This is a genomic window from Traorella massiliensis (assembly GCF_900104665.1).
In the GTDB taxonomy this organism is placed as follows: Bacteria; Bacillota_I; Bacilli_A; order Erysipelotrichales; family Erysipelotrichaceae; genus Traorella; species Traorella massiliensis.
On sequence record NZ_LT629968.1, the window covers coordinates 263,900 to 277,458 of the forward strand.

The 13,559-nt window shown below is 34.8% G+C and carries 15 protein-coding genes; 12 read left to right on the forward strand and 3 right to left on the reverse strand.

Translation table 11 applies throughout. The features are described from left to right. Positions 1-74: 74 nt before the first annotated feature. From BQ5367_RS05715 to tpx, 7 genes are all read left to right on the forward strand, one after another. On the forward strand, positions 75-1,397 hold the full coding sequence (locus BQ5367_RS05715; RefSeq protein WP_071441854.1) for a citrate synthase: 1,323 nt from the start codon (positions 75-77) through the stop codon (positions 1,395-1,397). Next, positions 1,394-2,392 carry an isocitrate/isopropylmalate dehydrogenase family protein gene (locus BQ5367_RS05720; protein ID WP_071441580.1) on the forward strand — a complete coding sequence of 333 codons (999 nt, stop codon included), beginning with the start codon at positions 1,394-1,396 and terminating at the stop codon, positions 2,390-2,392. The genes BQ5367_RS05715 and BQ5367_RS05720 overlap by 4 nt, the downstream gene beginning before the upstream one ends. 132 nt (positions 2,393-2,524) lie before the next feature. Next, on the forward strand, positions 2,525-2,821 hold the full coding sequence (locus tag BQ5367_RS05725) for a lipoprotein (RefSeq protein WP_071441581.1): 297 nt from the start codon (positions 2,525-2,527) through the stop codon (positions 2,819-2,821). Between the two features lie 27 nt (positions 2,822-2,848). Then, on the forward strand, positions 2,849-3,040 hold the full coding sequence (locus BQ5367_RS05730; protein WP_071441582.1) for a hypothetical protein: 192 nt from the start codon (positions 2,849-2,851) through the stop codon (positions 3,038-3,040). A 142-nt stretch (positions 3,041-3,182) separates the two neighbouring features. Beyond that, positions 3,183-5,075, forward strand: coding sequence for a molecular chaperone HtpG (htpG, locus tag BQ5367_RS05735; protein WP_071441583.1), 1,893 nt, complete (start codon positions 3,183-3,185; stop codon positions 5,073-5,075). A 109-nt stretch (positions 5,076-5,184) separates the two neighbouring features. After that, on the forward strand, positions 5,185-5,607 hold the full coding sequence (locus tag BQ5367_RS05740) for a hypothetical protein (RefSeq protein WP_071441584.1): 423 nt from the start codon (positions 5,185-5,187) through the stop codon (positions 5,605-5,607). Between the two features lie 73 nt (positions 5,608-5,680). Further along, complete coding sequence (gene tpx, locus BQ5367_RS05745) at positions 5,681-6,178, forward strand: thiol peroxidase (RefSeq protein ID WP_071441585.1); 498 nt, start codon at positions 5,681-5,683, stop codon at positions 6,176-6,178. An 8-nt stretch (positions 6,179-6,186) separates the two neighbouring features. Here tpx and BQ5367_RS05750 read toward each other — a convergent pair whose 3' ends face one another. Both BQ5367_RS05750 and BQ5367_RS05755 read right to left on the reverse strand, forming a co-directional pair. Next, entirely contained in the window at positions 6,187-7,248 is a 1,062-nt protein-coding gene (locus BQ5367_RS05750) for a branched-chain amino acid aminotransferase (protein ID WP_071441586.1), read from the reverse strand. A 78-nt stretch (positions 7,249-7,326) separates the two neighbouring features. Continuing rightward, on the reverse strand, positions 7,327-7,689 hold the full coding sequence (locus BQ5367_RS05755; protein ID WP_071441587.1) for a hypothetical protein: 363 nt from the start codon (positions 7,687-7,689) through the stop codon (positions 7,327-7,329). 162 nt (positions 7,690-7,851) lie between these two features. On the opposite strand from BQ5367_RS05755, the gene BQ5367_RS05760 reads away from it, so the two are divergent. The 4 genes from BQ5367_RS05760 to BQ5367_RS05775 are packed head-to-tail and all read left to right on the forward strand — an operon-like array spanning position 7,852 to position 11,882. Next, complete coding sequence (locus BQ5367_RS05760; protein WP_071441588.1) at positions 7,852-9,585, forward strand: ABC transporter ATP-binding protein/permease; 1,734 nt, start codon at positions 7,852-7,854, stop codon at positions 9,583-9,585. Then, positions 9,582-11,228 (forward strand): amino acid ABC transporter ATP-binding/permease protein, encoded by a 1,647-nt coding sequence (locus tag BQ5367_RS05765; RefSeq protein ID WP_083383177.1) that lies wholly within the window; start codon positions 9,582-9,584, stop codon positions 11,226-11,228. The genes BQ5367_RS05760 and BQ5367_RS05765 overlap by 4 nt, the downstream gene beginning before the upstream one ends. Beyond that, positions 11,228-11,503, forward strand: coding sequence for a nitrous oxide-stimulated promoter family protein (locus tag BQ5367_RS05770; protein ID WP_071441589.1), 276 nt, complete (start codon positions 11,228-11,230; stop codon positions 11,501-11,503). Before BQ5367_RS05765 ends, BQ5367_RS05770 begins: the two co-directional genes overlap by 1 nt. A 4-nt stretch (positions 11,504-11,507) precedes the next feature. Beyond that, positions 11,508-11,882: a YbaN family protein gene (locus tag BQ5367_RS05775; protein WP_071441590.1), complete on the forward strand. Its 375-nt coding sequence runs from the start codon at positions 11,508-11,510 to the stop codon at positions 11,880-11,882. On the opposite strand, the gene BQ5367_RS05780 is transcribed toward BQ5367_RS05775, so the two are convergent. Next, entirely contained in the window at positions 11,879-12,670 is a 792-nt protein-coding gene (locus tag BQ5367_RS05780; protein WP_071441591.1) for a metallophosphoesterase, read from the reverse strand. The two genes, BQ5367_RS05775 and BQ5367_RS05780, sit on opposite strands and share 4 nt — an antisense overlap. Positions 12,671-12,829: 159 nt before the next feature. Between BQ5367_RS05780 and BQ5367_RS05785 the strand changes: the two genes are divergently transcribed. Further along, entirely contained in the window at positions 12,830-13,513 is a 684-nt protein-coding gene (locus BQ5367_RS05785; protein ID WP_071441592.1) for a peptidoglycan-binding domain-containing protein, read from the forward strand. Positions 13,514-13,559 lie beyond the last annotated feature (46 nt).

The following is a 13,559-nucleotide window of genomic DNA, read 5'->3' on the forward strand; positions in this document are numbered from 1 at the left end:
CATAGTTTTCGTTGAAACAAGATACTAAATGTAATATAATGAAAATAATTGAAAAAAATGAAACAGGTGATTCTATGGAAAAAACTTTAAAAACTATATTGGAACAGGCTATTAAAGATAACCAGATAGATAATGAATTATATTCTTTTTATAATGTGAAAAAGGGTTTGCGTAATGAAGACCATACGGGTGTTTTAGTAGGACTGACTCAAATTGCCGATGTGGTTGGTTATGAAAGAGCCGACAGTAAAAAGATTGAATGTGAAGGAAGATTATACTATCGAGGTTATGAAATTCGTGATTTGATGAAAATATTTGATTTTAGTCATCATCGTGGTTTTGAACAATGTTCATTCTTGCTTTTATTTGGTCATCTTCCAAGTGATGCGGAAATGGATCTTTTTCTAGATTATTATCGTCAGAATACTGCTCTTCCACAAGATTTTTTAGAATTAAATATTTTAAGGATGCCTGGAAAAAATTTGATGAATAAGATTCAACAAGCGATTTTAATGCTTTATGCATATGATGATAAAGCAGATGATATAACACCTTATAATACACTGATACAAGGCTTAAGCTTAATGGCCAAGATGCCCAGCATCATTGCTTATTCTTATCAGACAAAAATTCATAACTTTGATGATCGGTCACTGATCATACATCGGGTATTACCCGATGAGAGTATCTCTGAAACGATTTTAAGACTAACACGAAGTGATGGCAAGTATACGCAAACAGAAGCTGAAGTACTTGATAGCATGCTGGTTTTACATGCCGATCATGGTGGTGGAAATAATTCCACTTTCACAAATGTCGTGATTTCATCAACAGGAACTGATCTATATTCTTCAATGGCGGGAAGTGTTGGAGCTTTAAAAGGGCCAAGACATGGTGGAGCTAATCAGGCGGTCGTGGAGATGATGAAAGCCGTAATTCAGGAAATAGGTTATTGTGAAGACGAAGCAGTGGTAAGAGATTTAATTGAGCGGATCGTTGATAAAAAATTCTATGACGGCAAAGGCTTGGTTTATGGCATGGGCCATGCCGTTTATACACTTTCTGATCCAAGAAGCTGTATCTTACAGGAAAAAGCAGCTATTTTAGCTAAAGAAAAAGGAATGGAAAAGGAATTTGCTTTCTATCAGCGTTTTGAAAAATGTGCGAAAGAAGTTCTATGGGAGAAAAAGCATAAACATGTATCAAGCAATATTGATTTTTATAGCGGCTTTGTTTATGAAATGCTGAATATTCCTTTTGAATTGGTCGCACCATTGTTTGTCTGTGCCAGAATGGTTGGCTGGCTGGCTCATAACATAGAAGATAAGTGCTATTGTGATAAGATCGTCCGTCCAGCAACAAAATATGTAGGAACGATAAAGGAGGCAGGAAAATGAAAAAAGTAACATTATTTAAAGGGGACGGTATCGGCCCTGAAATCTGTGCATCTGTTAAGAAAGTCATTGAAGCAAGTCGTGCAGATATTGAATTTGAAGAATTTAATGTTGGAGAAGCTGAATATAATGCACACGGTGCATTGATCCCACAAGAAGCATTTGATTCTATAGAAAAAAATCATGTTATTTTAAAAGCACCGATCACAACACCTATTGGTAAAGGATTTCGCAGCTGCAATGTTTTGCTTCGTGAAAAATATGATCTTTATGCCAATATCCGTCCGGCTAAAAATCTTCCTAATGTCAAAAGTCCTTTTGATCATGTAGATATGGTAATTTTTAGAGAAAATACAGAAGATTTATATGTTGGCAAAGAAGAAAAGATAGATGAAGATACTGTCTATGCGACAAAAATCATTACCCGAAAATGTTCTGAAAGAATCATTCGGGCAGCTTTTGATTATGCACTTGAAAATAAGAGAAAAAAAGTCAGCTGTATTCATAAAGCCAATATTTTAAAAATGAGCGATGGTTTGTTTTTATCTGTTTTTCAGGAAATCAGTAAAGAATATCCAAATATTGAAGCAGATGCTTATATCGTTGATAATGCCTGCATGCAAATGGTCATGCATCCTGAAAAGTTTGATGTGATGGTCATGCCTAACTTATATGGAGATATTTTAAGTGACCTGGCAAGTGGATTGATCGGTGGCTTAGGCTTTCTTCCAAGTGCTAATATCGGAAAAGAGATTGCGATGTTTGAAGCAGTTCATGGCAGCGCTCCGGATATTGCCGGACAGAATAAAGCAAATCCAACTGCCCTTCTTCTGAGTGCTTGTATGATGTTAGATTATCTGGATGAACATCAAAAAGCTGAAAAAATTCGGGAAGCAATTTACAAGGTTTTGCAAGAAGGAAAGGTTCGTACACAGGATTGTGGAGGAAATGCTACAACAAGTGAATACACGGATGCCATTTTAATGGCTATGAGTTAATATTTAAAGTGTAATAAAGCAAATAGAAAGCAAGCTTGTGAAAATTTGTAAAAGAATATTGAAAAAAGATAGCATTTCATACATAAAAGTGCTACAATAATCATCGTCTGTGAGACAAAAAGGAGATACAGAATGAAAAAATTTTTATCAGTGCTTGCATTGCTTTTAGTGGTTGCAGGTTGTAGCAATGCTCCAGCAGAAAATGAAAACACACCAAATGAAAATCAGCCAGCAGCTATTACTACTTTGGATACTGTAACATTTGCAGATGAATTGGAAAACACAGAGACTGTTAAGGTTTATGTAAATGATTCAGCAGATACTTCAAAGACATTAGTAGAGGCTTATTTAGATGCAGATTCAGCAGATCTTAAGACTGTTGTGGTAGATACGCTTAAATCTTTAACTCTTGAAGAATCAAGCGATTAGGAAAAGGTTTATGGAACACCATATTTCATGATAGATTTAAACTCTGCACTTGATTCAAATTATGTGCGTTTTGCAGTGTTTGAAGATACTGTAGTTATTCAAACAAAAGAAAGTTATGTCAATTATACATTAGATGATGCTTCTGCCGAAACAATCAACACATTAACAAGCAGTATTTATCAAGCATTTGTTCAAGCATTTGCTTCAGAAGAAGAGTAAACCTCTTCTTTTTTTTATTTATAAGATAAAATTATAAATATCTTAGCACTCTAAGCACAAAAGTGCTTGCAATCTTCTAAAAGTGGAGTATAATACTATTAGCACTAAAATGGTCGGAGTGCTAAAGGAGGAAGAGGTAATTATGAGTCGTAATAAACAATTTAAAGCTGAATCTAAAAGATTACTTGATTTGATGATTAATTCTATTTATACACATAAGGAGATATTCTTGAGAGAATTGATTTCTAATGCAAGTGATGCCCTAGATAAACTCAATTATCTTTCTTTCAATGAAGAAGGAATTGACAGAGAGAATTTAAAAATTAAAATCAGTACAGATGAACAAAATAAAACAATCATTATTAGTGATAATGGTATTGGGATGAATGAAAGCGAACTAGAAGAAAATCTTGGTACGATTGCTAAGAGTGGTTCATTGGTTTTCAAACAGGAACTTGATGAAAATAAGAAAGATGATGTTGATATCATCGGACAGTTTGGTGTCGGCTTCTATGCAGCTTTTATGGTAGCAAAGGAAGTGGTTGTAGAAAGTAAAAAATATAATGAAGAAAAAGCTTATCGCTGGGTGAGTGATGGCAGTAATGGCTATCGTATTGATGAATGTGATAAAGCCGATCGTGGAACAACGATTACTTTATTCTTAAAAGATGATACAAAAGAAGAAAATTATTCTGATTTTGCGAAACAGTTTAAAATTGAAACATTAGTAAAGAAATATTCAGATTACATCCGTTATCCAATTACGATGATGGTATCAAAGTATGAGGGTGAAGGCGATGATAAACAGTTAGTAGTGGAAGAAAAGACTTTGAATTCAATGGTTCCTTTATGGAAAAGAAAGAGATCTGAAATCAAAGATGAAGAATATAATGAATTTTATAAAAATAAATTCAATGATTATGCCGATCCTCAAAAAGTAATTCATACCCATGTAGAAGGTGCAGTTACTTTTGATGCCCTTCTATTTATTCCAAGTCATGCACCTTATAACTATTATTCACAGGATTATGAAAAAGGCTTGCAGCTATATTCTAGTGGTGTATTCATCATGGATAAAGCGAGTGATCTGATTCCAGAACATTTCCGTTTTGTGAGAGGTCTTGTGGATTCTCAGGATCTAAGTCTGAATATCTCACGTGAAATGCTTCAGCACGATCGCCAGCTGAAAGTTATGGCCAATCGAATTGAAAAGAAGATTCAGTCTGAATTGAAAAAGATGTTAGCTAATGAACGTGAAGAATATGAAAAATTCTGGGCAAATTTCGGTTTACAGCTAAAGTATGGTGTGTACAATGATTTTGGTGCCCATAAAGATATGCTGGTAGACTTACTGCTATTTACTTCTAGTAAAGAAAAGAAGCTTGTTACATTGAAAGAATATGTAGAAAGAATGAAGGAAGGACAGGAAGTCATCTACTTTGCAAGTGGTGACGATGTGAATAAGATCGATCAGTTACCGGCAGCTGAGCTTGTAAAGGATAAAGGTTATGAAATTTTATATCTGACAGATAATGTTGATGAATTTGCACTTCAGGTACTTCAGGAATATGATTCTAAGAAGTTCAAGAATATTACACAAGGTGACTTAAATCTTGAAAGCGAAGAAGAGAAGAAACAGGTAGAAGAAAAGAAAGAAGAAAATAAGGATTTATTGGAAGCTTTGAAAGAAAGCTTGAAGGATAAAGTCAGTGATGTGAAACTATCCACTCGTTTAAAGAGCCATCCTGTATGTTTAAGTGCTGATGAAGGGCTTAGCTTTGAGATGGAGAAAGTATTGGCACAGATGCCAGATGGTAATCCATATGGTATGAAAGCTGTACGTATCCTGGAAATCAATCCAAATCATGCAATCTTTAATGCATTACAAAATGTGTATGCGAAAGATAAAGATAAGATTTCAAAATATGCTGATTTGCTTTATGATCAGGCATTATTGATTGAAGGTTTTGATCTGGAAGATCCGATTGCTTTCTCTAATGCTGTCTGTGAATTGATGGTAGAGGCAAGTAAATAGAAATTTAAGAGCAAGATGAATATATGCTTGCTCTTTTTTTACGTTTATTTTACTGTTTTGTGATTGTGAATTTTTAATAAAATGATTATGGTTATGATAGGAGGTAAGAATGATGGCATTGTTAATGAATGATACAGATATGGATCGAATGTTAAATGAAATCTGTCCTAAAGGAGAAACTTATCGTGCAAAGGCATGGGGAACGATCATGGCGGGAACTGCTGAAGTATTAACTCTTGGTGCTCTAAGCAATACATATTGTTATCTTGGGATAAGTGAACATTATTTGGTCATTGCAATTGTTGGAACATTAAATATTGATACGATCAAGGGCAAGATATGCTTGCCATTTGACAAAATTGAAAGTGTTTCTGTAAAACACGGGATTTTTCCTTCTCAAAGAATTATTAAGTTAAAAAGTGAAAATGTAAAACTTAAAATATCTTTGATCAATAATCCTCTGGGTGCAAAAGTCAAAAATCAGAAAGAGGGAATGAATGGAATTTGCGAAGCCTTAACATCTTTAAAATAAAAGAACATGAGCATTTAAATGGTATTTTTCACTAAAAGGTTTATAGTTATGTTATAGAAAAGAGGTTACTATTATGAGAGTAAAATTTAAAGGTGAATATACACCGCTTAGTGAAAATATAAAGGAAAAAGATCATTTAGGCGAATATACAGTTGTAGATTCAAAGATGAATGAAATTAAAAGTAATGATCTAAAGGGAATTAAAATCATCCTTACGGTCCCAAGTGTTGATACTTCGGTATGTTCACGTGAACTAGCAAAATTTATTGATATTCTAAAGAATGAAACGATTACGATTCTTTCTGTTTCCATGGATTTACCTTTTGCGTTAGATCGCTGGTGTCAAAGTCATGCTTCTGAGAATATCGTTACTGCTAGTGATTTCAGATATCATGATTTTGCAGATGCAAGCGGATTATTAATGCCGGAGATTGGATTATTTTCAAGAAGTGTATTGCTTGTGGATGAAAATGATATGGTTCGTTATCTAGAAATTGTTGAGGATGTCTCCAATGAACCTGATTATGAAAAGGTCATGGAACAATTACAATTATTGAAAAAAAGTGCATAAGCACTTTTTTATTTTACCTTTCTTGTCCACCCATATGGATCTTCACTTTCACCCCATTGAATTGACGAGAGAATATCATAAAGAAGACGGGTAATATGACCTATCTGATGGTTATTGATGACTATATTTTGTTTTTTATAAAGTAGTTCTCCAATAGGTGTAATAAGAGCTGCTGTACCACAGCCAAAAGCCTCACTGAGACGTCCGTCATGTGCTGCTTCCATTAAGAAATGAATATCTATTTTTTCTTCTTTAACTTCAACTTGCTGATCTTTTAGAATATGAAGAATGGAGTCACGGGTAATTCCAGGCAAGATCGATCCGCTAAGAGGAGCTGTATAAACAATATTGTCAATAACAAACATGACATTCATCGTTCCTACTTCTTCAACATATTTTCTTTCGATGCCATCTAACCACAACACCTGATCACAGCCTAATTGTTTTGCTTTGCTTTGGGCAATGATGCTTGAAGCATAATTACCACCGCATTTTATGTTTCCTGTACCTCCAATGACCGCTCGTACATATTCATCTTCCACATAAATCTTTACAGGCTCCAGACCATTTTTGTAATAGGAAGCAGAAGGTGAAGCGATAATGACAAACTGATAGCTTTCGGAAGCATGAACGCCTACTCCGGCTTCATTGGCAAACATAAATGGACGGATATACAAGCTGGTACCTTTTTTTGAAGGAATCCAGTCTTTTTCTATTCTAACGAGTGCTTCCACAGCTTCTATAAAGTCATTCTCTGAAATAAGAGGCATACATAGTCTTTGATTAGAATTCATCATTCGCCAAGCGTTCATTTCAGGGCGGAAAAGTAAGATTTCATTTTTTTCGGTTTTATAAGCTTTTAATCCTTCAAAGGTTTCCTGAGCATAGTGAAAAACCATACTGGCAGGATCCATAGTAATTGGAGCATAAGGAACGATACGGGCATCATGCCAATGATGATCATCATAGTTCATGACAAACATATGATCCGTAAAATATTTTCCAAATCCTAAATGTTCAAAATCAGGTTTTTCTTTTAAAATAGTGTTTTTTTCAAATCTGATGTCCATAATTACCTCCAAAAAAAGACACTACTTCCATAGTAGCGTCTTTGCCTGACTCCATTATAGAAAAATAAGGGTCACTTGTCAATATTGCTTCGTTACTCTCATCCAGGTAGTTGTGATTTTTCTTGGATTTTCTTCTTCCACAACTGTTTTTCTTTCCATTGAAAGGCTTCTACAGTTGCTTTGACTCATATCACGATTACATTGCCAATCAATATTTCCGTTTTCATACATATCTCGGTTTTCTTCGTCTTCAAAATTCATTTCATCATCCATGTTATTCATTTCATCAAGAAGGGCCTCCATATCAAATTCATCATCATTTTCATCATCCATGACATAAGAAGAATTAACAGGTAAATCATCTTTAAAGTCATAAGGTGAAATATCCTCTGGTTTCCACATACGAGCCTGCTTGGGTGCTTCCATATAAACTTTTTCCATTTGTACTCTTCCTTTCGCTTTATACTATGTATGTCTTTGCCTTTGGTTCTTCAGTTAGCCTTGACAAACAATATAAAGTCCTTTATACTATGTTAGACAATACTAACAAAAAGATTTTATTTTTTTGTCTTATATGTTATATAAGGCTAACAAGGAGGGTTTATGATTAATAAGCGATTGATACGGGAAATGAAAAGTTCGCTTGTCTTTATTTATAAAAATGTATTGACACAATGGCTCATGCTGATTCTGAATATTCTTATGATGATGCTCATAGCGATGACGCTGGAAGGATTGCTTAAAAATACTTTGATTTTGAATCAGATGATGCTGTATCTAACAGTGGTAATTGTGATTGTAGCGCTACGTTCTATCCTTTCTAAAAAAAGTGTCATGTATGGGTATGGAGCTTCAAAGGAAGTAAAAAAGGTGCTTCGTGAAAAGATTTTAACAAAACTGAATGAAATGGGTAGCGGTTATCATCAGAAAATTGCGACATCATCACTGGTACAGATGTGTGTAGAGGGAATTGATCAGCTGGAAATCTATTATGGTTCGTATCTTTCACAGTTCTTCTACAGTATGCTGGCTCCTTTAACTTTATTTATTATATTATCGTTTGTTAATTTCAAAGTGGCTTTAATCCTGTTTATCTGTGTCCCTTTGATTCCTGTTACGATCATTTTAGTTAGTAAATTTGCCAAGAAACTGTTAAGTAAATACTGGGGACAATATACGACACTGGGGGATAGCTTTTTGGAAAATCTTGAGGGATTGACTACTCTAAAAATTTATCAGGCAGATGGTTATAAGCATGAAAAGATGAATGAAGAGGCTGAAAATTTCCGTAAAGTAACGATGAAGGTTTTGACAATGCAGCTCAATTCAATTACGATCATGGATCTGATTGCTTATGGAGGAGCCGGTATCGGTATGATGGCTGCTTTGTTTGAATTTCAAAGCGGAGCTGTTTCAATAGGAGAGTGTATCTTGATCATCTTATTGTCAGCTGACTTTTTTATTCCGATGCGTACACTGGGCTCTTTATTTCATGTTGCTATGAATGGGATAGCAGCGAGTGACAAATTATTTCGTTTTTTAGATGAAAAAGTAGAAGAAGACGGTACGATAAATGATATTAAGACTGACCAGAACATTTACTTAGATCATGTTAGCTTTGCTTATGAAAATGACCAAAATGTCTTAAATGACATCGTTATGGAAATAAAACCGCATCAGATGACAAGCATTGTTGGTGAGAGCGGTTGTGGGAAAAGTACGATTTCTTCTTTATTGATGAAAGAGATAAGAGCCAATCAGGGTCGTATTTTTGTAGGGGATAAAGAATTAGTTCATTTTTCTAGAAAAGCATGGATGAAGAAAATTACTTATCTTTCAAGCAATGCTTTGCTTTTTAAGGGAAGTGTTCGTGAGAATCTTTTGATGGCCAAAAAAGATGCAACTGATTCTGAAATGATTGAAGTATTAAAGAAAGTAAAGATTTATGATTTTTTAGAAAATGAGCAAGGCTTAGATACACCTATACTTGAAAATGGAAGTAATTTATCAGGGGGACAGTGTCAGCGCATTGCTTTTGCTAGAGCTTTGCTGCATAACAGTGAAATCTATATTTTTGATGAAGCAACTTCAAATATCGATGTAGAAAGTGAAAATGATCTGATGAAACTGGTAGATGAAATGAAAGATGAAAAAACGATTCTTTTGATTTCCCATCGGCTGATGAATGTAGTTAAAAGCGATCAGATTTATGTCATGGAGAAGTCAAGGATCATTGAAAATGGTACTCATGAGGAATTGCTGAAAAAAGCAGGCGCTTATCAAAACTTATGGGAAAGTCAGAAAAAATTAGAGACATTGAAGGGGAGGTCATTATGAAGAAAAACAGTGTGAGCATATTATTCAGACTGATTGGATTAGTCAAGCCTTTACTTGTCTATATGATCCTGGCAATCGTTTTAGGAGTGTTAGGGTTTGTTTGTGCTAACTTCTTGACCGTACTGGCAACAGCAGGTCTATTAAAGATCATACAGAAAGATGCTGTTTCGCAGATCATTCTTATTTTATTGTTTTTTGCTTTTATTCGTGGTTTCTTACGTTATGGAGAGCAGACTTGCAATCATTATATCGCTTTTAAACTTTTAGCACTGATTCGTGATCATGTGTTTGCTGCTTTAAGAAAACTTGCACCTGCAAAACTGGAAGGAAAAGATAAGGGAAATCTGATTTCGATCATTACAAGCGATATTGAACTTTTAGAAGTATTTTATGCTCATACGATTTCACCTGTCATGATTGCTTTACTGATGAGTATCATTATGATGTTTTTCTTTGGTATTTTTCATCCTTTATTAGCATTATATGCACTTATGGCTTATGCTCTTGTAGGAATCGTGATTCCTCTATGGACACATCATCGCTATGGCAGCTTAGGAAGTCAAGTGCGTCATGAATCAGGATCATTATCAAGTTTTGTTCTTGAAAATCTTCGTGGACAAAAAGAAATTATTCAATATGATGCTTTTGAAGACAAGCTATCACAGTTAAAGATGCGCAGTGAAAAGCTATCTGATATCGAAAAGAAGATGAAAAAAGTCCAGGCAGGAAATACTTCTTTGAGTTCTTCAGCCATCATCCTTCTTTCAATCGGAATGATTGCTCTTTCAGGAATATTTGTATTTGAAAATCTGCTTACTGCTGAACAGGCGATCATTGTCAGCGTAGCTATGTTTTCTTCTTTTTCACCTTATTTGGCACTTGCAAATCTATCAAGTACGATTCAGCCAACGATTGCGGCAGCATCACGAGTATTAGAAATTTTAGATGAAAAGCCACAGATCGTTGAAAATGAAACCGGTGAAGTGATCAATGGCAAAGAAATCAGTGTTCATCAAGTATCTTTTAGCTATGACCAGGATCAGATATTAAAAGATGTGAGTCTTCACATATCAGAAAATGAAGTAATTGGCATCGTAGGAAAGAGTGGTAGCGGCAAGAGTACCTTATTAAAGCTTTTGATGCGTTTCTGGGATAGTGAAAGTGGCAAGATTACGATCGATCAAAAAGCGATTGTACAAATCAAAACACGATCACTACGGGATCATGAAAGTTATATGACTCAGAAAACCCATCTTTTCCATGATTCTATTTTAAATAACATTAAAATAGCTAAACTAGATGCCACTTTAGAAGAAGTACAAGAAGCCTGTAAGAAAGCAAGTATTCATGATTTTATCATGAGTCTTCCTAAAGGTTATGACACGCCTGTAAGTGAGTGTGGTGATTCCTTAAGCGGCGGTGAGAAGCAGCGTATTGGTCTGGCAAGAGCTTTCCTTCACGATGGGGCCATCATGCTTTTAGATGAACCTACTAGTAACTTGGATTCCTTAAATGAAAAAATTATCTTAAAAGCACTTATGGAACAAGCTTCTTCCAAGATCATTATCCTTGTATCACATCGCCCTTCAACTATCAGCTGGTGTGATCGAATGATCTCTATGGAAAATGGGAGAGTCAGTTAATGAATAAGAGTGCCATTGTTATTCAAATGATTGATCTTTATTATAAAAAAAGAGGCGGTACACAATGTGAAGAGTGTATTGAATTAAAAAAATATGCTCAATATCGTTTAGAAAAGTGTCCTTTTAAGGATAAAAATATGTTTTGTTCAAAATGCAGCATTCACTGCTATCAGCCTGATAAAAAGGAACAAATCAAAAAAGTCATGCGTTATGCAGGTCCAAGAATGTTGTTCTACCACCCTATACTTACAATCAGACATTTTATTGGAGGATAATTATATGAGAATCATTTACTTTATTGTCGGACTTATTACTTTAGCAATCGGAGCGATTGGTGCCGTATTGCCAATGCTGCCATCATTCCCTTTTCTTCTATTAAGTGCTATCTGTTTTGCGAAAAGCTCAAAGAGGATGCATGACTGGCTTGTGGAAACCAATATGTATAAAAAAGTGGTCGTTCCATTAAGAGATGAAAAGAAGATGACTCTGAAAAATAAAATCAAGATCATGGCACTAGTAACAGTTTTGATGAGCATTGGTTTTGTGATGATGAATGAGGTAGTAATCGGACAGATCGTATTAGCATGTGTATGGCTATTCCATATGTATTATTTTATATTTAGAATAAAAACAAAGAAAGCAGAGAATCTTTAAGAATTTCTGCTTTTATTTATATCGATGACATTTACTTGCGGACGATTGAAAATTCGAGGAATGACGACCATGGTGCCAACTCCTCTGCTAACGATCATTCTGGTGTTATTCTTTTGATAGATCCCACTTGTATATTTAGGAAAAAGTCCCTGATTAGGAGCCAATATTCCCTGATTGATGAAAGGGATCCGCCATTGACCGCCATGAGCATGTCCTGCAAAGATTAAATCAATATCATGAATATCTAACTTATCAAAAACTTCAGGCTGATGCATGAGCAGAATATTGAAATCAGAAGCTTTTCTTTTTATATTTGCTTCGCTGATATTTCCATAACGGATGATCGCTTCATCAAGTGAAAGAATTTTTATATGATCTTGAAATAAGATACTTTTATTGTGATCAAGTAATATAATATTATTTTCCATTAATTTGTCATAAAATAATTTCTTTTTAAAAGAATCCATCGCTAATTCATGATTTCCATCAATATAATAAGAAGGAATATCAGCGAGTACCTGAAAAAAGTCAGCTGAATTCATATAATGATTGCCAGCGACAAAATCTCCTGTTAAAAGAACAAGATCCGGTTTCGTATCTTTTACGATCTTTTTTAATTGTTGAATAAATATTTGATTATTATGCAGATCACTGATATGAAGGATTCTTAAAGACTTTTTGATTTTTGATGATGTGTGATCATAATGTGTAAGTTCAATCGTATAATTGCTCCAAAGATAGATGATAAGTACAATTACCAATATAATAATTCCTACAATAATTTTCATAAAAAGCCTCCTTCATAAAAGAATATCATGACTTTCTTCTTCTGAATTCAATATATTCTTTCATATCTTTGAATATTACCATAGAGATAGAGGATATACAAATCAAAAGACTTTACTCACATATTTATTTTTTTGTCATAGATTAAAGTGGAGGCTCTTATGACAAAAATACTCGTTTATGATGAATCAGATAACAGAATGATGACCTTGAATCGTGAGGAAAGCAGCCCAATGCCATATTCTTATGAAAGAACTTTATTAGTGAGAGAATTTCGTGGTTCCTCACGCAGTTCTCTTTTATATACGACAACACGGGCCATGGAAGCGTGGAATGCAACAAGAAGAACATATGGATCAGCAATTCCAGTAGGTTATGCTTTCAAACGTATTTGGGAAGGTGGGCATGGACAGCAATCTCAGCATTATGCAGGAGTTTCTTTTGATGTTGGACAGCGTTTAAGCCAGGCACAGCGGAATCGTATCCATCAGATAGCAACAGATTTAGGTGTCTGGGGTTATGTGGAACCATTAAGTATGACACCGACATGGGTTCATTTTGATCGACGATATGGAAGGGGAGCCTGTAATCCGGGAAGTGGCTATCCGCTTCTTCGAATGGGTGATACTTCAACCTATGTCATTATTCTTCAAGATGCATTAAATGCTCTTGGTTACAGCACAAAATACCTGGATGGCATTTTTGGAACACATACAAGAGATGCTTTAATTAGCTATCAGCGTAATAATTCTTTAAGTGCTGATGGTATAGCCGGGTGTAATACGTGGCGTAAGCTTGTCAGTATGGTCGTAGGTATCGGTCGTACTCCTACAGTAATCGATTGAGGTCCGTAAGGACTTCTTTTTTGATAGCAAAATAATGAAAGTTATT

Bases quoted from the DNA above. Each gene is read 5' to 3' on its own strand.
- BQ5367_RS05750 (WP_071441586.1), bottom strand. From the start codon at position 7,248: ATGGACATCAGATTTGAAAAAAACACTATTTTAAAAGAAAAACCTGAT.
- BQ5367_RS05780 (WP_071441591.1), bottom strand. From the start codon at position 12,670: ATGAAAATTATTGTAGGAATTATTATATTGGTAATTGTACTTATCATC.
- htpG (WP_071441583.1), top strand. From the start codon at position 3,183: ATGAGTCGTAATAAACAATTTAAAGCTGAATCTAAAAGATTACTTGAT.
- BQ5367_RS05770 (WP_071441589.1), top strand. From the start codon at position 11,228: ATGAATAAGAGTGCCATTGTTATTCAAATGATTGATCTTTATTATAAA.
- BQ5367_RS05730 (WP_071441582.1), top strand. From the start codon at position 2,849: ATGATAGATTTAAACTCTGCACTTGATTCAAATTATGTGCGTTTTGCA.
- BQ5367_RS05760 (WP_071441588.1), top strand. From the start codon at position 7,852: ATGATTAATAAGCGATTGATACGGGAAATGAAAAGTTCGCTTGTCTTT.
- BQ5367_RS05785 (WP_071441592.1), top strand. From the start codon at position 12,830: ATGACAAAAATACTCGTTTATGATGAATCAGATAACAGAATGATGACC.
- BQ5367_RS05715 (WP_071441854.1), top strand. From the start codon at position 75: ATGGAAAAAACTTTAAAAACTATATTGGAACAGGCTATTAAAGATAAC.
- BQ5367_RS05740 (WP_071441584.1), top strand. From the start codon at position 5,185: ATGATGGCATTGTTAATGAATGATACAGATATGGATCGAATGTTAAAT.
- BQ5367_RS05755 (WP_071441587.1), bottom strand. From the start codon at position 7,689: ATGGAAAAAGTTTATATGGAAGCACCCAAGCAGGCTCGTATGTGGAAA.
- BQ5367_RS05775 (WP_071441590.1), top strand. From the start codon at position 11,508: ATGAGAATCATTTACTTTATTGTCGGACTTATTACTTTAGCAATCGGA.
- BQ5367_RS05725 (WP_071441581.1), top strand. From the start codon at position 2,525: ATGAAAAAATTTTTATCAGTGCTTGCATTGCTTTTAGTGGTTGCAGGT.
- BQ5367_RS05765 (WP_083383177.1), top strand. From the start codon at position 9,582: ATGAAGAAAAACAGTGTGAGCATATTATTCAGACTGATTGGATTAGTC.
- tpx (WP_071441585.1), top strand. From the start codon at position 5,681: ATGAGAGTAAAATTTAAAGGTGAATATACACCGCTTAGTGAAAATATA.
- BQ5367_RS05720 (WP_071441580.1), top strand. From the start codon at position 1,394: ATGAAAAAAGTAACATTATTTAAAGGGGACGGTATCGGCCCTGAAATC.